The organism is Sphingopyxis sp. GW247-27LB, assembly GCF_002277025.1.
Classification (GTDB): domain Bacteria; phylum Pseudomonadota; class Alphaproteobacteria; order Sphingomonadales; family Sphingomonadaceae; genus Sphingopyxis.
On the sequence record NZ_NIWD01000008.1, the window covers coordinates 333,238 to 357,091 of the forward strand.

Sequence of the window (23,854 nt, forward strand, 5' to 3'; positions counted from 1 at the left end):
GATTATCGTGTTTGCGTCTTCTGGATCGCAGCGGCGACGCTTATTCTCGCAGCATCTCCATGACCCACGCCGGCACCAGCGCGGTCGCGGGCCCGTGCCGCGCCTCGTCGAACCAATAGCTTCCTTGGCTCGGCTCCATGTTGAGTTCCAATGTCCGCGCCCCGCTCGCGCGCGCTTCGCGCACGAAGCCCGCGGCGGGATAGACCGCGCCCGAGGTGCCGATCGACACGAACAGGTCGGCGCGATTGATCGCGTGATAAATATCGTCCATCCGGTACGGCATCTCGCCGAACCAGACGACGTCGGGGCGGAGGTAGCCCGCCGTGCCGCACGCCGGGCAGCCGGGGCGATCGATCAGCGGGCCGGTCCACGCGCTCCGCCGGTCGCAGGCGGTGCACCAGGCATTGAGGTGCTCGCCGTGCATGTGGATCAGCCGCTTCGCCCCCGCGCGCTCGTGCAGGTCGTCGATATTCTGGGTGACGATCAGCAGCTCGCCCGGCCATGCCGCGTCGAGCCGCGCGAGCGCTTCGTGCGCGGCGTTCGGCGCCTTTTCCTGGATCGCGGCGCGGCGCGCGTCGTAGAAGCGATGGACGAGGTCGGGGTCGCGCACGAACGCCTCGGGAGTCGCGACATCCTCGACGCGGTGCTGTTCCCACAATCCGCCCGCGTCGCGAAAGGTGTCGATGCCGCTTTCGGCCGACACGCCGGCGCCGGTGAGGATGACGATGTTCCGAATTTCGCGCAAAAGGTTTAAACTCCGCTTGTCCTGAACTTCAAAGGACCGTCCTTCCCTTTTGGGTGGTGATGGCGCAAGGACGGCCCTTCGACAAGCTCAGGGCAAACGGGGATCGGAGTCATGACCAGCATCGGCATCATCGGCAGCGAGGGCCGCATGGGCGTCGCGCTCGCCGCCGCCATATCGGAGGCGGGGCAGCGGAGCTGCGGCGTCGACAAGGGCGGCAATGTCGCGAAGCTCGCGGCGGCGGCCGACGTCCTCGTCGATTTCTCGTCGCCCAAGGCGATCGAGGCGACGCTCGACGCCTGCGTGGCGGCGAAAAAGCCGATCGTCATCGGCACGACCGGGCTCGAGGAGCGCCACCATTATCTGATCGACGATGCCGCGAAGGACATCGCGGTGCTCCAGACCGGCAACACCTCGCTCGGTGTCACCCTGCTCGCGCATCTGGTGCGCGAGGCGGCGTCGCGGCTCGACCCCGAATGGGATATCGAGATCCTCGAAATGCACCACCGAAACAAGGTCGACGCGCCGAGCGGCACCGCGCTGCTTCTGGGCGAGGCGGCGGCCGAGGGGCGCCGCATCGACCTCGCCAAATGTTCCGAACGCGGCCGCGACGGCCTCACCGGCGCGCGCGGCCATGGCAAGATCGGCTTTGCGAGCCTGCGCGGCGGCACCGTCGCGGGCGACCATGACGTGATCTTCGCCGGACCCGAGGAGATGATCACCCTGTCGCACCGCGCCGAGAACCGCATGATCTTCGCGCGCGGCGCGGTGAAGGCGGCGCTGTGGCTGATCCATCAGAAGCGGGGCCGCTACACCATGCCGCAGGTGCTGGGGCTGTCGTGAAGGCGATGACCAAGGCGGAGATCTTCGAATTCTTCCGCCGCCTCGCCGAGCTCGACCCCGATCCGCAGACCGAACTCGAATATGGCAACACCTACCAACTGCTCGTCGCGGTGGTGCTCTCGGCACAGGCGACCGACGTCGGGGTCAACAAGGCAACGCGCAAACTCTTCGAAGCGGTGAAGACGCCGCAGCAGATGGTCGACCTCGGCGAGGCGGGGCTCAAGAGCCACATCAAGACGATCGGGCTGTTCAATGCGAAGGCAAAGAATGTCATCGCCCTCTCTGAAATTCTGATCCGCGATTATGACGGACAGGTCCCCGCCGACCGTGACGCGCTCGTCGAACTGCCCGGCGTCGGGCGCAAGACCGCGAATGTCGTGATGAACTCGGCCTTCGGGGCGGAGACCTTCGCGGTCGACACCCACATCTTCCGCGTCGGCAACCGCACCGGCCTCGCGCCGGGCAAGACGCCCCTCGCGGTCGAGAAGCAGCTCGAAAAGAAGGTGCCCGGCCCGTTCCGCATCGGCGCGCACCACTGGCTGATCCTCCACGGCCGCTACATCTGCAAGGCCCGCACCCCCGAATGCTGGCGCTGTCCGGTCGCCGACCTCTGCCGCTACAAGCCCAAGACCCCGGCGCCGAAGGCGAAGAAGGCGGCGTGACGGTCCAAAGCTCAGGTGAGAGACGGCCGCATTGGGGTGGATTTGAGCCATTCCCCTCCCTTTTAGGGAGGGGTTAGGGGTGGGTGCGCGAGCGGAGCGAGCCTACAAAGAGCGCCGCCTTCGGCGGCTACCCACCCCAGCCCCTCCCTAGAAGGGAGGGGAGAAGGTATGGCCGCAATCGGTCGAAAATCGCCGTAAAGTGGCCCAATTGCCGCTTGCCGCCGATCGAAGATGCCGCTTAACTCGCGTCCCATGCGCACCGTCACCGCCCCGCTCGCCCTCGCCGCCGCGCTGATCGCCGCGGCGCCCGCTCACGCCAGGCCCGCCGATCCGGTGGTGGCGAAGAAGATTCTGATCGACAGCGTCGCGATCCCGACCGTCGAGGGGCGCGGCAAGGTGCCCGAACTCGCGGCCTATTATGCCGGGGTGCTCAAGGCCGCGGGCTTCACCGACGCCGATATCGAGATCACGCCGATCGGCGAGACCGCGACCCTGGCCGCGACGCTCAAGGGCAGCAGCACCGAAAAGCCGATCCTGCTCCTCGGTCATATGGACGTGGTCGAGGCCGACGCGAAGGACTGGACGCGCGATCCCTTCGTGCCGGTCGAGGAGAATGGCTATATCTTCGGCCGCGGGTCGGAGGACAACAAGTTCGATGTCGCGATGATGGTGGCGACCCTCGCGCAATTGAAGAAGGACGGCTTCAAGCCCAAACGCTCGATCATCCTCTTGCTCTCGGGCGACGAGGAAACCGCGATGGTGACGACGCGCGCGCTCGCCGCCAAATATAAAGGCGCCGAATTCGCGCTCAACGGCGACGGCGGCGGCGGGCTGATCGGCGAGGACGGCAAGCCCAAATATTACGGGCTGCAGGCGGGCGAGAAGACCTATGCCGACTTCACCCTCGAAGTGACCAACCCCGGCGGGCACAGCTCGCGTCCCTCGGACACCAATGCGATCGTCCAGCTCGCGAATGCGCTCGCGAAGGTCGGCGCCTATCGCTTCCAGCCGCAGCAGAATGAGCTCACCAAAGTCGGCATGCCGATCGTCGCCGATCAGGTCGGCGGCGAGATCGGCGCCGCGCTCAAGGCTTTCGCGGCCGACCCGGCCGACGCCAAGGCCATCGCGGCGATTCGCGCCGATCCCGAATATGTCGGCCAGATCGGCACCACCTGCGTGCCGACTTTGGTCAAGGGCGGCCACGCCGAAAATGCGCTTCCTCAAAGGGCGACAGCCAACATCAACTGCCGCATCTTCCCGGGCGTCGCGATCGAAGCGGTGCGCGCCGAGCTCGAGAAGGTGATCGCCGACCCCGCGGTTGCGGTGAAGACCGATCCCGACGCGACCGCCAGCGACGCTTCGCCGCTGCGCCCCGACGTGATGGCGGCGGTGACCAAGGCGGTGCATGCGCGCGCGCCGGGGCTGCCGATCATTCCGTCGATGAGCGCCGGGGCGACCGACAGCCTGCATTTCCGTGCGGTGGGCGTGCCGAGTTATGGCGTCGCGGGCCTGTTCAGCAAGGCGAGCGACAGCTTCGCGCACGGCCTCAACGAGCGCGTGCCGGTCGATGCGATCGCCCCGGCGCTCGCGCATTGGGACAGTTTGCTGCGCGATCTGTCCAAATAGGGGTTATAGCAGGGCCGTCACGGCCCGTTCGATCATCGCTACCGCCGCCTCGGCGCCGAAGCTCGCCGGGTCGAGCGACAGCTCGAGCCACAGCCCGTCGACCATCGCGGTCAGCATGATCGCGAGCCGCCCGGCGTCGGGCGCGCCGCACGCCTCCAGCAGCTCGCAAAGCCGTTCGCGGTAGCCCGCGTAACTTTCGGCGTGAATCCGCGCCATCCGCGCATCGCTGCGCGCCAGCGCCCAGAAGGCGGTCCACGCGCCGAGCAGTTCGGGATCGGTCACCGGCGGGCGGAAGCTGGCGGTGAGGTAAGCCGAGAGCCGCGCGCGCGGATCGTTGCCGGCCGCTTCGACCGCTTCGGCGAAAATCGCCTCCATCCGGTCGCTCGTCGCCCGATAGGTCGCGGCGATCAGTTCGTCGATCCCCGCGAAATAATGGCGCAGCAGCCCCGGCGACACCCCCGCTTTGGCGCAGATGGCGCGAACATTCGTCCCCGCGAGGCCCTGTTCGGCAAGGCATGCCGCGGTCGCCTCGATCAGCGCGGCGCGGCGGGCGTCGGCGCTTTCGCGCGTAAAGGCTTGGCGGGCGGCTCGCATATTGTTATACATATGTATAACAAGGATCGATTCATGGCAACGCTGCGCGACACTTTCGACAACATCGACCCTCTCGACGGCTGGTCGCTTCCCGCGTGGACCTACAGCGACCCCGATTTCCACGCGGCCGAGGTCGAACGCATTTTCCGCCCGAGCTGGCAGGTCGTCTGTCACGACAGCGACATCCCGAACCCCGGCGACTGGCACAGCATCGACTATGCCGGCGAAAGCGTGATCCTCGTCCGCGGCACCGACCGCGTCGTGCGCGCCTTCACCAACGTCTGCCGCCACCGCGGCTCGCGCCTCGTCGACGGCGCGGCGGGCTGCGCGAAAAAGCTCGTCTGCCCCTATCACGCCTGGACCTATGAACTCGACGGCCGGCTGACCGGCGTTCCCGATTCGGCGAGCTATCCGACGCTCGACAAGGCGCGCGCGGGGCTGGCGCCCGTCGAGGCCGAGCGGTGGCGCGGCTTCTGGTTCGCCCGGCTCGCCGACGACGGCGGCCCGTCGGTCGCGCGCATGATGGCGCCCTATGAGGCGATGATCGAGCCTTATCGCTTCGAGGAACTCGGCGCGCTCGGCCGCGTCACGCTCCGCCCGCGCGACGTCAACTGGAAGAATGTCGGCGACAATTATTCGGACGGGCTCCACATCCCCGTCGCGCACCCCGGCCTCACCCGGCTGTTCGGCAAAAGCTACGGCGTCGAGGCCGAGGAACGCGTCGACCGCATGTGGGGCGACCTCGCCGACCGGCCGTCGGCGAACTGGTCGGAGCGCTTGTACCAGCGCCTGCTGCCGCCGGTTCCGCATCTCCCCGAGGACAAGCAGCGCCACTGGCTCTATTTCAAGCTCTGGCCCAATGTCGCCTTCGACATCTATCCCGACCAGGTCGATTTCATGCAATGGCTGCCGACCGGCCCGACGAGCTGCCTGATCCGCGAAATTTCCTATGTCCTCCCCGATGCGCGCCGCGAGATGAAGGCCGCGCGCTATTTGAACTGGCGCATCAACCGGCAGGTCAATGCCGAGGACACCGCGCTCATCACCCGCGTCCAGCAGGGCATGCAGTCGCAGAGCTTCAGCATGGGGCCGCTCAGCGACAAGGAGGTGTGTCTCAAGCATTTCTGCTCGCGGATGCGCGAGATCATCCCCGAAGCGCGGCTGGAGCGGGCGCCGGCCGCGGGGTGGAGCCGCCGGTGAGTGCCGCCGCGCCCGTCGTCATCGTCGGCGGCGGTCCCGCCGGCATGGTCGCGGGGCTGCTCCTCGCGCGCGCCGGGGTGCGCGTCACGGTGCTCGAAAAGCACAAGGATTTTCTCCGCGATTTCCGCGGCGACACGGTGCATCCCTCGACGCTCGAGCTGTTCCACGAGATCGGCCTGCTCGGCGAACTGCTCGAGGAACCGCACGCGAAGCTCGATACGATGACGCTCAACCTGCTCGGCGGCCGCTATACGATCGCGACGATGAAGCATCTGCCGGTCGCCGCGCCCTTCGTCGCGATGATGCCGCAATGGGATCTCCTCGATTTCATCGCGGGGCAGGGGCGGCGCTATCCGACCTTCGACCTGCGCATGTCGACCGAGGCGACCGGGCTCACCTATGACGCCGGCGGCCGCGTCAGCGGGGTAACGCTCGCGAGCGGGGAGGCGCTGCCCGCGCGGCTCGTCATCGCCGCCGACGGGCGCCGCTCGGTGCTCCGCGCCGCCGCCGAGCTCCCGCTCGACGACCTCGGCGCCCCGATGGACGTGCTGTGGTTTCGCGTCCCCGTTCCCGCGGGCACGGACATGTCGGAGGTCGCGCTCGGGACGGTCGACCGGAGCGGCATGGTCGTCGCCATCCCGCGCGGCGATTATTGGCAATGCGCGCAAGTGATCGAGAAGGGCGGTTTCCCGGCGATCGAAGCGCGGGGCATCGCGGCCTTCCGCGCCAATGTCGCGGCGCTCGTTCCGGGGCTCGCCGCGGGCATCGACGCCGTCCGGAGCTTCGACGACGTCAAGCTGCTCGCGGTCGCGCTCGACCGGCTGACGCGCTGGTCGCGCCCCGGCCTGCTCGCGATCGGCGACGCCGCGCACGCGATGTCGCCGATCGGCGGGGTCGGCATCAATCTCGCGGTGCAGGACGCGGTGGCGGCCGCGAACATCCTCGCCGCGCCGCTCGCCGCCGGAGCCGATCCCGACCCGCTGCTCGCGCGCGTCCAGGCGCGACGCTGGAAGCCAACGGTGCGGATGCAGGCCCTCCAGCGCTTCGCGCACCAGCGCGTCATCGAACCGATGCTGCGCGGCGAGATCACCCGCGTTCCGCTCGCCGTCCGCCTGCTCGACCGCATTCCCTTGCTGCGCCGCATTCCCGGCCGCGTTCTCGGTCTCGGCTTCGGCCGCCAGCATGTCGAATCCCCGCTTGCGAAAGATTTCTCATGACCAAAGCCTATGACGCCCTCATCATCGGCGCCGGCCATAACGGCCTCGTCTGCGCCTTCTATCTCGCGAAAGCGGGGCTGAAGGTGCGGATCGTCGAGGCGCGCGACGTCGTCGGCGGCGCCGCGGTGACCGAAGAATTCGCGCCGGGCTTCAAAAATTCGGTCGCGAGCTACACGGTCAGCCTGCTCCAGCCGAAGGTGATCGCCGACATGAAGCTCGCCGATCATGGCTATCGCGTGATCGAGCGGCCGATCAGCAATTTCCTGCCGCAGGAGGATGGAAGCTATCTGAAACTCGGCGGCGGGCTCGACCGCACGCAGGCCGAGTTCCGCAAATTCTCGAACCGCGATGCCGAGGTGCTGCCCGCCTATTACGACGCGCTCGAACATGTCGCCGAACTGCTCCGCGATCTCGCGCTGCGCGTGCCGCCGAACGTCGGGGAGGGGCTGCGCACGCTGATCGATGGCGCGCGGCAGGGACGGCGCTTCGCCACCCTCAGCCTCGAACAGCAGCGCGACGTGCTCGACCTGTTCACCAAGTCGGCGCGCACGATGCTCGACAGCTGGTTCGAGAGCGAGGCAGTCAAGGCCGCCTTCGGCTTCGACGCGGTGGTCGGCAATTATGCGAGCCCCGACACGCCCGGCAGCGCCTATGTCCTCCTCCACCATGTCTTCGGCGAGGTGAACGGCAAGAAGGGCGCGTGGGGCCACAGCGTCGGCGGCATGGGCCGGATCACCGAGATCATGGCCAAAGTCTGCCGCGACATGGGCGTCGAGATCAGCCTCGAAAGCCCGGTCGCGAAGGTGCTTGTCGACGGCGGCAAGGCGGTCGGCGTCGAACTCGCGAGCGGCGAGGAAATCGCCGCGGCGCGCGTGATCGCCAATGTCGGGCCGAAGCTGCTCTACGAACGGATGATGGACGCGGCCGACCTGCCGCAGGACTTCCAGCGCCGGATCAAGGGCTTCAAGGCGGGCAGCGGTACCTTCCGCATGAACGTCGCGCTCAGCGAGCTGCCGAAATTCACCTGCCTCCCCGAACCGGGCGAGCATCACCAGTCGGGGATCATCCTCGCGCCGACGCTCGACTATATGGACCGCGCCTTCCTGGACGCGAAGCAGTTCGGCTGGTCGAAGGCGCCGATCGTCGAGATGCTGATCCCCTCGACCGTCGACGACAGCCTCGCGCCTCCGGGGCAGCATGTCGCGAGCCTCTTCTGCCAGCAATTCGCGCCCGAACTGCCGGACGGAAGGGACTGGGATGACGAAGAGGAAGCCGCCGCCGACTGCATCATCGACACCGTCGAAAAGCACGCCCCCGGCTTCCGCGCCAGCATCGTCGGCCAGACGCGGCTCAGCCCCAAGGGCCTCGAACGCAAGTTCGGGCTCGTCGGCGGCGACATCATGCACGGCAATATGAGCCTCGACCAGCTCTGGGCCGCGCGCCCGGTGCTCGGCAACGGCGGCTACCGCGGGCCGGTCAAGGGGCTCTACATGTGCGGGGCGGGGACGCACCCCGGCGGCGGCGTCACCGGCGCGCCGGGGCACAATGCGGCTGAGGTCGTCCTGCGCGACCGCGGCCTATTCGCCCCGCGCTGGCGCTGAGGCGCGGCCGAAGCCGATCGGCTGCGGGGTTGCAGGACGCGCCGCGCGTTCGCACCGCAGCCGTTCGAGCAGCGCCGCGTCGCCGAGCGAACCCGCGAAGCGCGCCTGCCGCGCGACGACCGCGAAGTCGCCGAGCGTCAGATCGCCGACGCGGTCGAGATCGGCCGGCGCTTCGCGCCCGAAAAAATGCGCGAAGGCGCGCCGCGCCCGCGCCGCATCGAGCGGCCGCATCTCGACCTTGAAGACGAAACGGCGCGCCGATGCGGGGTCGAGCTTCGCGGCATGGTTGGTCGCGGCGGCGAAGGGCAGGGGATGCTCCTCCATCCAGATCAGCAGTTCGTTGACCTGACTGACCTCCCAGCTTTGCGCCGCATGCTGCCGGTCGGCGAGCAGCGAATCGACCTCGTCGAAAAAGAGCATCGCGCCTTCGCGCCGCGCGTCGGCAAAGGCCGCCGCGATCAGCCGCTCGGTCTGACCGACCCATTTCGACATCAGGTCCGACGCGCGCTTGACGACGAGCGGCCGCCCGAGCCGGCGCGCCAGCGCCTGCACCGCTTCGGTCTTGCCCGTTCCCGGCGGCCCGGTGAGCAGCAGCGAAAAATCCGCCGGCGCGCCGTCCCGCGCGAGTTGCGCGAACAGCGCGGCAAGGTCGGTGTCGGCGCACAGCAAGGCCTCGTCGAAGGCGCGCGGGGCGCGCGGCTCGACCGTCGGGCCGCGCATCGCGCCGAGCACCGATCCGGCAAACCGTCCCGCGCTTTCGGCATCGCCCGCGAGCGCGGCTGCGCGCGCCGCGACGCGGAACAGCGATGCGGCCTCGGGCGCCCGCGCAGCGAGCGCCGCCAGCGCCGGATCGACCGCGACCTTCTCTTCGGCGCTCACCCGCTCGAGCATCGCCGGGCTGTGCGCCGCGCCGGGGAAATCCATCCGGATCGACAGGCTGAAACGGCGCAGGATCGCGGGGTCGGCGTCGGCGATGCAGTTCGAGGTCCAGATCACCGGCACGACATTGTCCTCGAGCAGCCGGTTGACGAACAGCTTCGATCCCGCTCGGCCGCGCACGCGGCCGCCCTGTTCGATCCGCGTGTCGCCCAGCAGATCCTCCATCTCGTCGAACAGCAACAGCGCGCGGCCGCGCTTTTCGAGCGTGCGCAACGCGAGGCGCAGCGCCGCGACGCGCTCGTGGCGCGCCGGTTCGTCGCCGTCGCGATCGGCCTCGCCCACCGCATGCAGCGGCTCGCCGGCGGCGGCGGCCAGCGTGCGCGCGAGTTCGGTCTTGCCGGTGCCCGGCGGCCCGTGGATCAGGATGTTGATCCCGCGCGCGCCCTGCTCGATCGCCCCGCGCAGCAGCGCGACCGCCAGGTCGGCCTCGCGCTGCTGCGCGGGGAAATCAGCGAGCGTATGGCGCGCCGCCTGCCGTTCGCCGAGTAGCCCGTCGAGCAGGCTCGCATGCCGCCCCGGCGGCGCGTCGAGCAGCCGCTCGAACGACCAGCAGAGGCCAAGCTGAACATGGCCGTCCTTGCCCGACCAGCGTCCGACGAGGTCGAGCCGCACCACTTCGGCGCGGCGGATCGCATGCGGGGCGACCCCGGTCAGCGCACTCGCAAGCGCCTCGATGTCGAGACCTTCGGTCTCGATCAGCTGCACGAGGCTGCGGGTCAGCGGGGCGCGGTCCAACGCCGTCGCGAGCAGCAGCAGCGCGCGTTCGTCGTCGGCGAGTTCGAGCGCGTCGGCCAGCCGGTTCGCCTGCACCAGATTTTCGTCCTCGCGCCCAGCCGCTGCCATGTCTTCAGCGAGCAGCGCGGCGCGGTTCATATCCTTTCCCGCGAGCCCGAGCGCGGCCGCGCGCGGGCGCGCCCAGCCGAGCAGCGCGCGACCGGTCTTGCTTCTGCCCGGATGATCGAGCGCAATCGCCCGCGCGAGACCGCGGGCCCAATGACTGTCGTACAACATGAATCCCTGCTTCTAACCGGCGCGCGCAGACGCGCTGCGGGTCGCCGGACCAGCGTGATGTTCAGAACGATGGGGTCGCGGCGCCGTCCAATGGCGCACCGCGTCAGGAAGAACGCGCTACGACAGCGGGCGGACGCCGCAGGGTTTCGAACCCTGTATGCGATGGCGGTCCAACACGACGCGTCTCCAAAAAGCCCGAATCCGGGCGGGAAGGTCGGCGCCGATAGGCGATTTTGGCCGCTCGCGCAAGGGCGGGGTCAGCGGATCGCGGGCGAAGCCGCCGATCTTTGCGTCCACCAATAGAGGGGCAGGCCCGCCGCCATCAGGATCAGACTCATCGCGCTGACGCCGATCCCGGCGCCCCACAGGGTCCAGACGGCGTAGATGAGCCCGAGCGCGGCGACGGGCATCGCGACGCCAAGGCGCAGCGCCGCGCCCGCGCAGGCGAGATAGAGCCACAGCGTCACCGAGGTCGAGAGCACCGCCATGAAATTGAACATCTCGGCGGTCGACTTGTTGTCGTTGAGGATGACACAGACGGTCGCGATCGCGCTCGACAGGATCAGCGCGTTCGCCGGGGTGCCGTGGCTGTTCGTCCGCGCGAACCAGCCGGGGAGCAGGCCCTGCCGCGCCAGCGTCGCGGGCAGCTCGGCCTGGATCAGCGTCCAGCCGTTGAGCGTCCCGAGCGCGCTCACCGCGGCGAAGGCGGCGATCAGCAACGCGGGTTCGTGCGACCAATAGGTTTCGACGAACAGCGAGAAGGGCGAGCCCGAGGCCGCGACCGCCTTCGCCGGCAGCATCAGGATGATCGCCGAGCAGACGATCAGGTAGAGGAGACCGGTCGCGAGCGTGCCGATCATCGTCGCGCGCGGGATGGTCACCGCAGGCCGGTCGACCTTGTCGGCGGCGACGCTCGCCGATTCGAAGCCGAGCAGCGCCCACAGGGTGAAGATCGCCGAGGCGCTGACCGTGGTCAGCGACAGCCCCTCGGCGGGGAAGGGCGTCAGCGCCACCGGCGCCGCGCCGCCGAAGGCGACCGGGATCAGCACGATCACCACCGCCAGCGGCACCAGCTTGATCAGCAGCGTGACGATCTGGAAGCGTCCCGCCGCGCGCGCGCCGCGCCAGTTGATCGCGGTGACGATCCAGATCAGCGCGATCGTCGCCGCGGCCATATGCTCGGCCAGCGCGGGGACGAAGATGCCGAGGAAGCTGACCGCGGCTACCGCCAGCGTCACATTGGCGGTCCACACCGATATCCAATAGGCCCAGCCGATCATGAAGCTGGGGATGCGGCCGAAGGCGCGTTCGACGAAGCCGGTCGGCCCGCCCGCTTCGGGAAAGGCGACGGTCAGCCGCGCGAGCACCGCCGCGAGCGCGAGCGCGCCGGCGATGGTGAGCGCCCAGCCCGCGACCGCGTTCCAGCCGAAGGGAGCGAGGCTCGCCGGGAGCAGGAATACCCCCGACCCGATCATGTTTCCCATGACCAGCGCGACGCACATCGCGAGGCCGAGCCGCTGGCCCGGCCCGGAGCCCTCTGTCAGCGGAGCATGCGGCCGATCAGAAATCCTTGCTGACCTTCAACCCGATCAAGCGCGGCCGGATGACATTGTCGTAGAAGACCCCGCCGGTCGAACTGATGCCGTCGGGATCGCCGCAGATCGATTCGCCGCACTGGACCGCGCTGTTCACGATGCCGCGGCTGTCGAACAAGTTGGTCGCGAACAGCTCGGCGCTCCAGTCGTCGGCCTTGACGCCGATGCTGACGTCGGCGGTCGTATAGGCCTTGAAATCGCCGACGATCGCATTCTCGAAGGTGCGCAGGTCCGACCGGCGCTTGCCGATATGGTTGACCGCGAACTGGACATGGCCGTCGAGGCCCGCGACCGGGAAGTCGTAGCGCGCCACCGCATTGCCCTTGAACTTGGCGGTGACGGGCAGCCGCGTGCCCGCGGGCGCGAGCAGCGCGTTGGTCTGCCCCGGCGGGTCGATCGTGCAGTCGAACTGGTCGTTGGCGATCGCGCAGAAATCGCGGCGGATCGTCGCGTCGTTGTAGCTGCCGCCGACATTGAGCGACAGTCCGCCCGAGCGATAGCCGAGGTCGAATTCGAAGCCGCGGATGCGCGCGATGCCGGCGCTGCGAATCTCGGTCAGGCCGTTGGCGCCGAGGAAGGAGAGCTGGATGTCGTCCCAATCCTCCTGATAGACGGCGCCGTTGAAGCGAAGCGGGCCGAAGCTCGATTTCCAGCCGAACTCGTAATTGTCGAGCGTGTCGGGGCCATAGGGCGGCAGCGTGCCGCGGCGGTTGATGCCGCCGGGCCGGAAGCCGCGCGACCAGGTGCCATAGACGAGGACGTCGTCGGTGATCTTGTAGGTCAGGTTGAGCTTGTGGATGAAGCCCGTGTCCTTGGTCCGCTTGTCGAGGTTGGTGCACGGCGATCCCGCGACGACCGGCCCGGCGAAGCAGCCCGCGACCCCGGTGCTGCCGCTATAGCCATCCGAATAGCCGAAGAAGCCGACGAGGCTGTTGTCGAACTTGTAGATGCGGCCGCCGCCGGTCAGCGTCAGCTTGTCGGTGATGTCGAAGCTGATCTCGCCGAACGCGGCATAGTCGCGGTCGACGCGAAACTGCTTGGTCAGCCAGATGTCGCTGTCGGTGCCGGGCACGGTGATCGCATCGGCGATATTGTCGACGATGTAATTCTGCTCGATATTGTGCGACTGGCGCTGCCAGAAGACGCCGCCGATGAAGCGGATACGCGCGTCGGCGGGTGAGGCGATGCGCGCCTCGAAGAAGCTCTTCTTATAGCGGTCGATGCCCTGAATATACTGGTTCGGGCTGACGAGATCGCCGTTGTTGTCATAGAAATAGGCGCCATAGCCATAGAGCGCGTCGTAGAAATAGGCATAGTCCGAATAGTCGCTGTCGACCACGGTCTTGCGCCGCAGATGGCCGCCGGTGACGGTGAGATCCCAATTGCCGAGCTTGCCCTCGATCGTCAGCGCGGCCTGCAGCCATCTGTCCTTCGACAGCTCGCGATTATATTGCACCGTCTGCAGGTCGCCGGTCACCGCGCTCGAGCGTTCCTGCGCGAAATTGCCGTTGGCGTTCTGCACCTGGCCCATCACCGTCGGGCGCAGCGTCCAGTCGTCGTCGAGCTCGATGCCGAGCGCGAGGCGCGCGCCATAGGTGTCGACGTCGTTATAGTTCTTCTCGACCAGCGCGGCATTGTCCTGCGTCGCCGCGGCGGTTCCCTGCTCGGCCTCGAGCGAGGGATAGACGCGGCTGCCGTGGATATTGTCGATATAGCCGCCGTCGTGGCGATACCAGCCGACGAGGCGCAGCGCGGCGCGATCGCTCAGCTTCGCGTTGATGAAGCCTTCGGCGACGCCGCCGATGTCGCCGTGCGCGACGCTGTTGAGTTCGAGGCCCACCGAGCCATAGGTGCCGCTGGTGTCGGGCGGATTGGTGACCAGCTTGATCGTGCCGGCCATCGAACTCGCGCCGTAGAGCGTGCCCTGGGGTCCCGCGAGCGCCTCGACGCGCGCGAGGTCATAGGCGTGGATGTCGAGTGCGCCCTGGATCGTCGTGATCGGCATTTCGTCGAGATAGGTGCCGACCGTCGGCAGCGACGCCGAATGGTTGGCATTCTCGCCGCTCGCAACGCCGCGGAAATAGACCTGGCTGAAGCCGGGCCCGAGCGACTGGATCGTCACCGAGGGCAGGAATTTGACGACGTCCTGAAATTCCTTGACCTGCAGCTCGTTCAGTTTCTCGGTGCCGATCGCCGTGATAGCGAGCGGAACGTCCTGCAGATTCTGTTCGCGTTTCGACGCGGTGACTACGATGTCGTCGTCGTTTTTCGTGTTCGATTGCTGCGCGAACGCCGCGCCCGACGTGCAGAGCATCGTGCTGCCCAGCAGAACCGCCCCGCTCTTTGCTACCACCGCCCTCAAATACCGCATGAGAACCCCCCTCGAATGACAGCTATGTGACGCGAGCATGACGCGGCGCGGCGCAAGCGCAAGCATTGTTGTCGGAGCGGCGGGGCGCTTTGTCGAAAATGTCGGACCCTGTTGCCCAAACGCAACGAATTTGCGCGAGCGCGCTTCAGCCGAATGCGGCAGGAATCCGCGGATAAGCGCCCAGAACCGGGCCCAGCGCCTCGCGCAGCGGGTCGAGCCACGCGTCATAGGCCTGCCACTGGCCGACGCCGTCGCGGTTGATCGGGCGGCGCACCTGCTCGCTCGACGCGGTGCGCACGGCGCGGGCGTTGGCGTGAAAGGCCATGCAGTCCGCCTCGAACGGCTGGCCGAGGAAGGCGAGCATCGCGCGCACTTCGGCCTCGGGATCGTCGAGCAGCGCTTCGTGGATCACGCGGTGGACGGCGCCCGGCTGCACCGCATCGACATGCGCCATCAGCCGCACATAGTCACGGTAATAGGCGCCCATCTCGGCAAGGCCATAGCTGAACGCCTGGCCCTTCGCATAATGCTGGCGAAAGTTGGACCAGCAGCAATCGAGCGGATGCCGCCGCGCGTCGACGATCTTCGCGTTGGGCAGGATCAGCCGGATCAGCGGGACATAGAGCCAGTTGTTCGGCAGCTTGTCGATATAGAAGGGCTTGCCGGTCTTGCGCTGGACCCGGGTGCGGCGGAGGAAGGCGGCGCCCATCTCGGCCAGCTTTTCGGGCGATGCGTCCGCGATCGCCTCGACCCAGCGCGACCCCTCGCCCAGCGTCTCGCGTCCGAAGCCGAGCGCGAGCGCGGGAATGTCGGGCAATTCCATCGTCCCCTCGATCGCCGAATGGCTCGCGAGGATCTGCTCGACCAGCGTCGATCCGGCGCGCGGCATGCCGAGGATGAAGATGGGGTCGGGGGCGGGGTCGCCGCTACCCGTACGGTCGGCGAAGAAGTCGGCGGTGAAGGCCCCGATGGCGGCGTCGACGATGGCCGTGGTCTCGGCCGCCGCATAGCCGAGCTGGCCGGCGCGGATCGCATTGCCCGCGGCATAATGGCGGAAGGCGGCCTCGGCCTCGCCGGCGTCGTCATGGGCCTTGCCGAGTGCGAAATGGAGGTGCAGCCGGTCGTCGTCGCGACCCCGATCGGTCGTATCCGCGCCGTCCAGCGCCGCCTCCATCGCCGCGCGGTCGCCGGCGTCGAAGCGGATCGTCTTGAGGTTCGCAAGGCTCCACCACAGTTCGCCGAGCCCGGGATCGGCGGCGAGCGCGTGGCGATAGGCGGCGATGCTCTCCTCCTGCCGCCCCACGGTCTTCAGCATATGGCCATAGCTCATCCACAGCTTGGCGTGGTCGGGGAAGCGGCGGGTCAGTTCCTCGTAGAGCGCGATCGCCTCGTCATAGCCGCCGATGCGGCCGAGCGCCGCCGCCTTGAGGTTCGCGTGCGCCGGATTGTCCGGATCCTCGCCCAGCACCGCGTCGAGCGTCTCGACCGCCTCGGCATAGCGGTTCTGCTTGTAATAGACGGTCGCGAGATTGGCGCGCGCCGCGCCGAACCCCGGCGCCAGTTCGAGTGCGCGGCTCAGCAGCTTTTCGGCGTCGCCATAGCGCCCGATCCGCCCCGCGACCTCGGCGAGCATGCGGATCGCCGCGACGTCGGTCGCGTCCGCCTTCAGCCGCGCGCGCAGCGCGCCCTCGGCGTCGGGCAGGCGGTTCTCGGCGAGCGCCAGCGCCGCCTCGATCATCGCGGGGTCGTGGATCGCGGCGCCGACCGCGGCGAGCGAGGCGTCCTGTGCCTCGCCCTCGCGTCCGAGCGCGCGCAGGGCGTGCGCGGCGATGCGGTGCGCCTCCGCCGCGGTCGGCAGTGCTTCGACGACCGCGCGCGCCTGCGCGAGCGCCGCGCCGGGTTCGCCCCGCAACAGCCGGCGGGCATGGGCGAGCGCTTCGTCGACGGAAACGGTCGCCATGCCCGGGGCCGTCACGCCTTCGACCGCGCCTTGGCGATCGCCTGGCGCAGCGCGTCATAGCCGACCTGCCCCTGGAAGAGCTGATCGCCGACCACCCAGGTCGGGGTCGCGTTGAGCTGGAGCTGGCTCGCGATCGCGAGATTGCTGTCGAGCTCGCGCTGGAACAGCGCTTCGTTGGCGGTCGCGTCGGCGCTGCCGTCGGTGATCACTCCGGCCTTTTGGGCCGCCGCCGCGATCGCCGACCGGTCGAGCGAGCTCGCCGCGAACATCGCGTGGTGGAAGGCGTCATATTTACCCTGCCGCGCCGCGGCGAGCGCCATCAGCGCGGCGTCGCGGCTCTGGGCGGAAATGATCGGCAGCTCGCGGAACACGACCTTCAGCCTTTTGTCCTCGCGGATCAGCCGGTCGACGTCGGGAACGCTCGCGCGGCAGAAGCCACAGGCATAGTCGGTGAAGACGACCAAGGTCACGTCGCCGTCGGCGTTCCCCGCCCAGGCGCCGGCATAGGGCTTTTCGAGCGCGGGGCGGATCGCGCCGATCGCCTTGGCGATCTCGCGCCCGCGCTGCGCCTCGAGCGCTTCGGGGATGATCTGCGGATTCGCGCGGATATAGTCGGCGACGATGGTTTCGACCTCGGCCTTGCTCATCCCGCCGCCGAAGCGGCCGCCGAGCCAGAAAGCGGCGCCGACGAGCAGGATCGCGCCGAGCGCGAGAAGCCAGCCGCGCGCCCTGAAATCATCCATGGAGGTCCCCTGCACGCGCGCCGGCGGCGTCGCGGTCATTGCTTTGGTGCGCTGCGGCGCCTTCGCGGGGCTTGCAGGCGCGATATGCGGCGTCCGGTCGTCGTCCTCGGCCAGGGCAGGCGGTGCCGACGGTGTTCCGGCGGCGGCCGGCGGCGCGTCGGCGAACAGCGGCAGGTCGGCCGCCGCGGGCTTCGCCTTGCGCGCTTCGGCTTCCTCGCGCGCGAGCAATTGCTCGAGCCCCGAGGGCGGCGGCGCGGGTTCCTCGCGCGGCGCGGGGCGCAGCTTGGTCGCCGCCTCGCCGAGGCCGTCCTTGCCCGCCTTCGCGACCTGGCCCAGCCCCGCCTTCGTCTTGTCGGCGACCTCGCCGAGCCCGCGCCCGGCCTCGCTCGATAGCTTTCGGGCCTTGTCGCCGAGCGCCATCTTGTCCCACGCCTTGCCGCTCGTCGCGGCGGCGGCGCGTCCGGCCTTGGCCGAGCCGCGACCGACCGCGCGCGCGCCGCGCGCGACCGCGCTGGCCGTGGCGGCGGCGGCCTCGCGCGAACGGCGCGGAATCTCCATCGCCTCGACGCGCGCGGGAATGTCGGCGCGTTCGCCGGCGCGGATCGTCCAGTCGGCGAAGGCGCCGGCGCCGTTTCGCACCGCGCTCCAGAAGCCCGCGGCGCCCGCGCGAATCCGCTCGGGCTTGATCAGCGGGTCGCGCGGCGTCTCCGCGCGCGCCTCATAGCGCGTCAGATCGATGCCCACCGGCGGGCCGTCCTTCGGCTTGGCCAGGCCTTCTTCGGCCTTGGGCGCGGGCGCGGCCCCTTGCGTCGGCGTCGGGTCGCGCAGCCAAGGCTGGTAATATTCTTCTTTTTTATCTGTCACTTATTGCCCTCGCGCATCGTCGGATTGCGATGCGTTCCGTCTGGTTCGCGCGAATCTAGCGCCGTTTGCGCGTCCGTTCCACCTCGGCGCGCGCGACGAGCGAAATATCCTGTGCGCGAATCCAGTCGGGGGAGCCTTGCGGAAGGCCTTGCATCGCCATCTCGGCATTACGCAGCGCGAGCCCCGGCTGTCCACCCTCGAGGCTGTAGCGCTCCGCCGAGGCGAGCGCCGCCCGCGCCTGATCGCCCCGCGCGGCATAGACGATGCCGAGCTGATACCAGGCGAAAGGGTTTTCATTGTCGAGCGCGACCGCGGTCTTCAGCACCTCCTCGGCCTCGGGATAGTTGGCGGGGTCCTCGGTCGCGATCAGCGCATGTCCCAGCGTCCCGGCGATCAGCGGCGCCGAATGCGAGTTGGCGACCGCCTTGCGCAGCGGCGCGATCGCTTCCTTGGGATGCCCCGATTCGAGCAGCACCTGGCCTTCGAGCTCGAGGAAATAGGGGTCTTCGGGGTCGGTCTTGAGAAGCGCCTCGGTCTCGGCGAGCGCCTTGTCGGGATAGGCGCCCTTGTGCCACGCATAGGCGCGGGCGTAATGCGCGGGGACGCTGTTGTCGCTTTCGGGATAGAGGCGCAGCGTCTTTTCGGGTTCGGCGATATAGCCGACGAGCTTCGCCTTCACGCGCTTGAAGCGCTTTTCAATGCCGGGGTCGCTCGGCTTGTTCCACGACGGGTCGACGACATAGACCTCGCGCAGCGCCTGGATGCGGTCGCCCGACAGCGGGTGGGTGCGGCCATAGGCCTGGTCGTCGTCCTGCTTCACCGCATAGCGGAATTCGATGTTCTGCAGCTTCTTGAAGAAATCGAGGCTGCCCTTGCCGCTGATCCCGGCCTTCGACAGATATTGCGCGCCCGCGGCGTCGGCGGTCGCTTCCTGGACGCGCGTGAAGGCGAGGAATTTGCCGAGCGCGGCCTGCTGGCCCGCCATCATGATGCCCATGCCCGCATCGCCGCCGCCCGCCGCCATCGCCGCGGCGCCGAGCAGCAGGCTGAGGATCGAGATGCCGGTCGCAACCTTGGCGCCTTCGCCGACGCGGATCGCGTGGCCGCCCATGATATGGCCGAGCTCGTGCGCGAGCACGCCCTGCACCTCATTGGCGCTGTCGGCCGCCTCGATCAGCCCGCTGTGGACATAGATGTCCTGGCTGCCCGCGACGAAGGCGTTGATGCTGCGGTCGCTGAGCAGATGGACGCGCACCTGGCCGGGGCGCAGCCCCGCCGCGACGGTGATCGGGTCCATCATGTCCTGCAGCAGCGCCTCGGTCTCGGCGTCGCGCAGGATCGACTGGGCCATCGCCGGCCGCACCGCGACCGCGAGCAGGACCAGAAACGTCAACAGGATACGGAAAAGGGCGCGCGAGTCCCGCCCGCCGAACGCGGCCTGCTGGAGCGAAGCGGTCATCGCCGCCTGTCTTGCGCCGGGCGCCTGAACCTCGAATGAAGCCATGACGGGATTATCGGGGGCGACGCCCGTCAAGGCAAGCCGCGCGATGGTGTTTTTGCGGTCGGCCGCCCGAAAGGAAAAGCCGTGCGTTCCCGTCTTCGCGGGGACACACGGCTTCTCATCGAAATGCGGCGATCGCGCTCAGTTCCCGAACGTGCGCTGCCACCAGCCGCGACGCGGTTCGCCATCGGGCCCTTCTTCGTCCACCGGCGCCTCGTCGGCCGCGACCGCGGCGACGGCTTCGAGCGTGTCGGCCTCGGGCGCCGCTTCGGCGGCCGCGGCCTTCTTGGCACGGCTCGCGCGCTTGCGAACCGGCTTGGCCGCCGGCTCGGCCTCGACGGCCTCGACGGCCTCGGCAGCCGGCGCTTCCGCGGCCGGCGCGTCGGCTTCGGGGGCTGCTGCTGCAGCCTCGACGGCCGGCTCCGCTTCGACCGTCTTGGCCTTGCGCGGCGCGCGCTTGCGCTTCGGCTTCTCTTCAGCGACCGGGGCTTCCTCGGTCGCCGCTTCGACGGCTGCCGTTTCGGCCGGCGCTTCGGCTGCGATCTCGGTCACTGCCTCGGCCTCGGTCTCCTCGGTCTTGCGCCCGCGTCCGCCGCGGCGGCGCTTCGGCTTCGCCTCGGCCTCCTCGGCTTCGGCGACGGCCGGAGCCTCGACCTCGGCGGGAGCCTCCTCGTCGGTGGCGTCGGCTTCGGTCGCTTCGCCATCGCTCTCGACGGTCTCGCCTTCACCGGCTTCGCCGCCCTCCTCGTCGCGGCGGCCGCGGCGGCCCCGGCGGCGGCGGCGGCGGCGCTTGCGGCCTTCGCCGTCCGCTTCGCTCTCATCGCGCTCGTCGCGCTCGCGGCGGGCGGGGCGCTCGTTTTCCTCGGCGTCCTCGTCTTCCTCCTCGTCGACGATCTCCTCGTCTTCGTCATCCTCGATCGGTTCGATCGGGGCGAAGCTGCGGCGCTGGAGCGGCGGCGGGCCGCCGACCTCGATCGCCATGCGCGCACCCTCGGTCTCGCCGTCGGGCAGGATCTCGACGCTGACGCCGTACAGCTCCTCGATCTCGCGCAGCTCGCGGCGCTTTTCGTTGAGCAGGTAGAAGGTCGCTTCCTGGCTCGCGCGCAGGGTGATCTTGCTGCCCTTGCCGCGCGCCGCTTCCTCTTCGATCAGGCGCAGCGCGCTGAGGCCCGCCGACGAGGCGGTGCGGACGAGGCCGGTGCCCTCGCAATGCGGGCAGGGGCGGGTCGAGGCCTCGAGCACGCCGGTGCGCAGCCGCTGGCGGCTCATCTCCATCAGCCCGAAGCCCGAGATGCGGCCGATCTGGATACGCGCACGGTCGTTCTTCAGCGCTTCCTTCATCGCGCGCTCGACCTTGCGGACGTTCGAGCCATGATCCATGTCGATGAAGTCGATCACGATCAGCCCGGCCATGTCGCGGAGACGCAGCTGGCGCGCGATCTCGTGCGCGGCTTCGAGGTTGGTGCTGAGCGCGGTCTGCTCGATGTTGTGCTCGCGCGTCGAGCGGCCCGAGTTGATGTCGATCGACACCAGGGCTTCGGTCGGGTTGATGACCAGATAGCCGCCGGACTTGAGCTGGACGACCGGATTGAGCATGCCCGCGAGCTGGTCCTCGACGCCGTAGCGCTGATAGAGCGAGACCGGGTCGGCATATTGCTTCACGCGCCGCGCGTGGCTCGGCATCAGCAGCTTCATGAACTGCTTCGCGGCCTTGTAGCCCTCGTCGCCCTCGACGAGCACTTCCTCGATGTCTTTATGATAGATGTCGCGGATCGCGCGTTTGACGAGGTCGCTGTCCGAATGGATCAGCGCCGGCGCGCTCGACCCCAGCGTATTCTCGCGGATCTCGTCCCACAGGCGCGCGAGATAGTCGAAGTCGCGCTTGATCTCGACCTTGGTGCGGCTCATCCCCGCGGTGCGGACGATGCAGCCCATCGTCGGCGGCAGCGCGAGCTCGTCGATCATCGCCTTCAATTTGCGGCGGTCGGCGCCGTTCGAAATCTTCCGGCTGATCCCGCCGCCGTGCATCGTGTTCGGCATCAGCACGCAATAGCGGCCGGCGAGCGACAGATAGGTGGTGAGCGCGGCGCCCTTGTTGCCGCGCTCTTCCTTGACGACCTGGACCAGCATCACCTGCCGGCGGCGGATGACGTCCTGGATCTTGTAGCGGCGGCGCAGCGACATGCGGCTTTCGCCGTCCTCGTCGTCGCCCCGGCGGCCACGCCCGCGGCCCCGGCCGCCCTTGCGGCCATCGCGCCCGCGGCGCCGGCGGTCGCCGCGGCCGTCCTTGCCCTCCTCGGCGCCCGGCTCGCCGTCACCGGTCTCGGTTTCGCTACCTTCGTCGTCGCCTTCGCCTTCGGCCTCTTCGCCAATGGTTTCGGGAGCGGGGGCGTCGCCATTCTCGTCGTCATGCTCCTCGACATCGGCGACATCGCCTTCGAGCTCGTCGAGATCCTCCTCGGCGCGCATCGCCGCCTCGGCGGCATGCTCGGCCTCTTCGCGAAGCAGCGCTTCGCGGTCTTCCTTGGGAATCTGGTAATAGTCGGGGTGGATTTCGCTGAAGGCCAGAAAGCCGTGGCGGTTGCCGCCATATTCGACGAACGCCGCCTGCAGCGACGGTTCGACGCGGGTGACCTTGGCCAGATAGATATTGCCCTTGAGCTGCTTGTGCTCGGCGGACTCGAAATCAAACTCCTCGATGCGGTTTCCCTTGGTGACGGCGACCCGGGTTTCTTCCCGGTGCCGCGCGTCGATCAACATGCGCGTGGTCATTATATACACTCCAAGCGCGCCGCGGCGCGCCAACAAAAAATCCCGCAAACCTCCCGGATGGACGGTCGCGGCGGATAAGGGTGAAACGGAAAAAGACGTTATTGCCGCGGGGGGCCTGCGTCCGGTCCTGGACGCGCATGCGGTCTTCGAATCCGGCGACGATCGGGGCGAAAGCGCCCGCGTCGGGATCAGAAGAGGGCATGGCAAGCCTCATGCGGCATCAACCTGTTACGGGATGAGCGGGCAGGGGGGCATCGAAGGATCGCTCCGCTGTCCGGTCAACCGGGTGGACTGACGGCAGGTCGCCATTTCCCGCATGTCCGGCACCAGGGCTGCGGCGGTCCCGCGGATTCGCGGGATCGGCGCCTTTCCCCTCAAAAGGCCGGACGGGCCGGAAAGGGCACCGTCAATGGGGGCGTTGCTAGCATCGGCATGGACCGACGGCAACCTCCGCCTCCGCACAAAGATGGGATCGCGTGCGGAGTGTTGCAAGAATGCCCGCCGGCGCACGCCCGTGCCGCACAGGGCGAATCGGCGGTTAACCGCGCCGATTCACCTTCGAATGCGGCCATGATCCTGCCGTTTTCGAATAAGCACTGGACCATCGCGCCCGCGGCGGCATAGTCGCCTGCATGGGCCTCTTGTTCCTGTTGAGCGCGACGCTGCTGACGCCGCCGGTGCCGGCCGGGGAGATCGCGCGCGCGGCGCATGCGCCGCGGCTCGACCTGCGGCGGGTCGCGGGCTTTCGCGCGAAGCCGCCCGGGAAACGCTATTCGGTCACCGTGCCGATCGGAAAGCCCAGGCCCGCGCTGCCGCTGCCGCGGATCGAGGGGCCGAAGGACGCGCGCCTACCGCTCGTCGTCATCGATCCAGGTCACGGCGGCCACGATCCGGGCGCGATCTCGCCGTATGGCGGCCGCCGCGAAAAGGACGTCACGCTCGCGCTCGCGCGCGCGATCCGCGACCAGCTGGTCGCCACCGGCCGCGTCCGCGTCGCGCTCACCCGCGCCGACGACCGCTATCTGGTGCTCGAGGAGCGCTACGGCATCGCGCGGCGGCTGAAGGCCGATCTCTTCCTCTCGATCCACGCTGATTCGGCCGAGAGCGACGAGGCGCACGGCGCGTCGGTCTTCACCCTTTCCGAAGTCGCGTCCGACCGCGAGGCGGCGAAGCTCGCGGCGCGCGAGAACAAGGCGAACATCATCAATGGCGTCGACCTCGGCGCGCACAGCGGTGCGGTGTCGTCGATCCTGCTCGACCTGACCCAGCGCGAGACGATGAGCGTCGCATCGGATTTCGCGCGCTTGCTCCAGCGCGAGGCGGCCGACGAGGTGCCGTTCCGCAGCGACGCGCACCGCTTCGCCTCTTTCGTGGTGCTGAAGGCCCCCGACACGCCGTCGGTACTCTTCGAAACCGGCTTCCTCTCGAACAAGGAGGACGCCGACTTTCTCACGTCCAAGGCGGGCCAGCAAAAGGTCGCGCGCGGGGTGCGCGAAGCGGTGCAAATCCACTTCGCTCGCCGGATCGCAGCGGAGGGGCGCTGATTTCCGAATTTTGTGGCGGTGTGGATGTCCGCTTTGGGGTGGATTTGAGCCATTCCCCTCCCTTTTAGG

At 68.7% G+C, this 23,854-nt stretch carries 16 protein-coding genes; 7 read left to right on the forward strand and 9 right to left on the reverse strand.

Annotated features, from left to right (window positions below):
* Window positions 1-40: 40 nt before the first annotated feature.
* Window positions 41-745, reverse strand: a complete 705-nt coding sequence (locus CD928_RS09225; RefSeq protein WP_095386800.1) for an NAD-dependent deacylase — start codon at window positions 743-745, stop codon at window positions 41-43.
* 111 nt (window positions 746-856) lie between these two features.
* Between CD928_RS09225 and dapB the strand changes: the two genes are divergently transcribed.
* The 3 genes from dapB to CD928_RS09240 all read left to right on the forward strand — a co-directional run bounded on the left by dapB (window position 857) and on the right by CD928_RS09240 (window position 3,873).
* Window positions 857-1,585, forward strand: a complete 729-nt coding sequence (gene dapB / locus CD928_RS09230; RefSeq protein WP_095386801.1) for a 4-hydroxy-tetrahydrodipicolinate reductase — start codon at window positions 857-859, stop codon at window positions 1,583-1,585.
* A gap of 5 nt (window positions 1,586-1,590) precedes the next feature.
* Window positions 1,591-2,247, forward strand: coding sequence for an endonuclease III (gene nth, locus CD928_RS09235; protein WP_095387353.1), 657 nt, complete (start codon window positions 1,591-1,593; stop codon window positions 2,245-2,247).
* 252 nt (window positions 2,248-2,499) lie between these two features.
* Complete coding sequence (locus CD928_RS09240) at window positions 2,500-3,873, forward strand: M20/M25/M40 family metallo-hydrolase (RefSeq protein ID WP_095386802.1); 1,374 nt, start codon at window positions 2,500-2,502, stop codon at window positions 3,871-3,873.
* 3 nt (window positions 3,874-3,876) lie between these two features.
* Here the strand turns inward: CD928_RS09240 and CD928_RS09245 are convergent, their stop codons facing one another.
* Window positions 3,877-4,467, reverse strand: a complete 591-nt coding sequence (locus CD928_RS09245) for a TetR family transcriptional regulator C-terminal domain-containing protein (RefSeq protein WP_255247093.1) — start codon at window positions 4,465-4,467, stop codon at window positions 3,877-3,879.
* A 33-nt stretch (window positions 4,468-4,500) separates the two neighbouring features.
* Here CD928_RS09245 and CD928_RS09250 point away from each other — a divergent pair, with 33 nt between their 5' ends.
* Genes CD928_RS09250 through CD928_RS09260 form a run of 3 tightly spaced genes read left to right on the forward strand, consistent with a single transcriptional unit; the run spans window position 4,501 to window position 8,485 of the window.
* Complete coding sequence (locus tag CD928_RS09250; protein WP_095387354.1) at window positions 4,501-5,667, forward strand: aromatic ring-hydroxylating dioxygenase subunit alpha; 1,167 nt, start codon at window positions 4,501-4,503, stop codon at window positions 5,665-5,667.
* Window positions 5,664-6,884 carry an FAD-dependent oxidoreductase gene (locus CD928_RS09255; protein WP_255247094.1) on the forward strand — a complete coding sequence of 407 codons (1,221 nt, stop codon included), beginning with the start codon at window positions 5,664-5,666 and terminating at the stop codon, window positions 6,882-6,884. The genes CD928_RS09250 and CD928_RS09255 overlap by 4 nt, the downstream gene beginning before the upstream one ends.
* Window positions 6,881-8,485, forward strand: coding sequence for an NAD(P)/FAD-dependent oxidoreductase (locus CD928_RS09260; RefSeq protein WP_095386805.1), 1,605 nt, complete (start codon window positions 6,881-6,883; stop codon window positions 8,483-8,485). The genes CD928_RS09255 and CD928_RS09260 overlap by 4 nt, the downstream gene beginning before the upstream one ends.
* Here CD928_RS09260 and CD928_RS09265 read toward each other — a convergent pair.
* The 7 genes from CD928_RS09265 to CD928_RS09295 all read right to left on the reverse strand — a co-directional run bounded on the left by CD928_RS09265 (window position 8,462) and on the right by CD928_RS09295 (window position 22,241).
* The gene (locus tag CD928_RS09265; protein WP_095386806.1) at window positions 8,462-10,435 is read right to left on the reverse strand and encodes an AAA family ATPase; all 1,974 of its coding nucleotides are present in this window, start codon (window positions 10,433-10,435) and stop codon (window positions 8,462-8,464) included. The genes CD928_RS09260 and CD928_RS09265 overlap by 24 nt on opposite strands.
* Window positions 10,436-10,692: 257 nt before the next feature.
* Window positions 10,693-11,937, reverse strand: coding sequence for an amino acid permease (locus tag CD928_RS09270; RefSeq protein ID WP_095386807.1), 1,245 nt, complete (start codon window positions 11,935-11,937; stop codon window positions 10,693-10,695).
* Window positions 11,938-11,995: 58 nt separating this feature from the next.
* Window positions 11,996-14,401 (reverse strand): TonB-dependent receptor, encoded by a 2,406-nt coding sequence (locus CD928_RS09275; RefSeq protein WP_095386808.1) that lies wholly within the window; start codon window positions 14,399-14,401, stop codon window positions 11,996-11,998.
* A gap of 145 nt (window positions 14,402-14,546) precedes the next feature.
* Window positions 14,547-16,361 (reverse strand): tetratricopeptide repeat-containing sulfotransferase family protein, encoded by a 1,815-nt coding sequence (locus CD928_RS09280; RefSeq protein ID WP_095386809.1) that lies wholly within the window; start codon window positions 16,359-16,361, stop codon window positions 14,547-14,549.
* A gap of 11 nt (window positions 16,362-16,372) precedes the next feature.
* A complete protein-coding gene (locus tag CD928_RS09285; protein ID WP_095386810.1) occupies window positions 16,373-17,968 on the reverse strand; it encodes a thioredoxin domain-containing protein in 1,596 nt (531 codons plus the stop codon).
* A 55-nt stretch (window positions 17,969-18,023) separates the two neighbouring features.
* On the reverse strand, window positions 18,024-19,427 hold the full coding sequence (locus tag CD928_RS09290) for a M48 family metalloprotease (protein WP_095387355.1): 1,404 nt from the start codon (window positions 19,425-19,427) through the stop codon (window positions 18,024-18,026).
* A gap of 183 nt (window positions 19,428-19,610) precedes the next feature.
* The gene (locus CD928_RS09295) at window positions 19,611-22,241 is read right to left on the reverse strand and encodes a ribonuclease E/G (protein WP_176473531.1); all 2,631 of its coding nucleotides are present in this window, start codon (window positions 22,239-22,241) and stop codon (window positions 19,611-19,613) included.
* Window positions 22,242-22,873: 632 nt separating this feature from the next.
* Here CD928_RS09295 and CD928_RS09300 point away from each other — a divergent pair.
* Entirely contained in the window at window positions 22,874-23,785 is a 912-nt protein-coding gene (locus CD928_RS09300; protein WP_095386811.1) for an N-acetylmuramoyl-L-alanine amidase, read from the forward strand.
* The last annotated feature ends 69 nt before the right edge of the window (window positions 23,786-23,854 follow it).

Coding starts and splice junctions, on each gene's coding strand:
- CD928_RS09270 (WP_095386807.1), bottom strand. CDS start 11,937: ATGTGCGTCGCGCTGGTCATGGGAAACATGATCGGGTCGGGGGTATTC.
- CD928_RS09250 (WP_095387354.1), top strand. CDS start 4,501: ATGGCAACGCTGCGCGACACTTTCGACAACATCGACCCTCTCGACGGC.
- nth (WP_095387353.1), top strand. CDS start 1,591: ATGACCAAGGCGGAGATCTTCGAATTCTTCCGCCGCCTCGCCGAGCTC.
- CD928_RS09265 (WP_095386806.1), bottom strand. CDS start 10,435: ATGTTGTACGACAGTCATTGGGCCCGCGGTCTCGCGCGGGCGATTGCG.
- CD928_RS09275 (WP_095386808.1), bottom strand. CDS start 14,401: ATGCGGTATTTGAGGGCGGTGGTAGCAAAGAGCGGGGCGGTTCTGCTG.
- CD928_RS09295 (WP_176473531.1), bottom strand. CDS start 22,241: ATGACCACGCGCATGTTGATCGACGCGCGGCACCGGGAAGAAACCCGG.
- CD928_RS09260 (WP_095386805.1), top strand. CDS start 6,881: ATGACCAAAGCCTATGACGCCCTCATCATCGGCGCCGGCCATAACGGC.
- dapB (WP_095386801.1), top strand. CDS start 857: ATGACCAGCATCGGCATCATCGGCAGCGAGGGCCGCATGGGCGTCGCG.
- CD928_RS09240 (WP_095386802.1), top strand. CDS start 2,500: ATGCGCACCGTCACCGCCCCGCTCGCCCTCGCCGCCGCGCTGATCGCC.
- CD928_RS09290 (WP_095387355.1), bottom strand. CDS start 19,427: ATGACCGCTTCGCTCCAGCAGGCCGCGTTCGGCGGGCGGGACTCGCGC.
- CD928_RS09300 (WP_095386811.1), top strand. CDS start 22,874: ATGGGCCTCTTGTTCCTGTTGAGCGCGACGCTGCTGACGCCGCCGGTG.
- CD928_RS09280 (WP_095386809.1), bottom strand. CDS start 16,361: ATGGCGACCGTTTCCGTCGACGAAGCGCTCGCCCATGCCCGCCGGCTG.
- CD928_RS09245 (WP_255247093.1), bottom strand. CDS start 4,467: ATGCGAGCCGCCCGCCAAGCCTTTACGCGCGAAAGCGCCGACGCCCGC.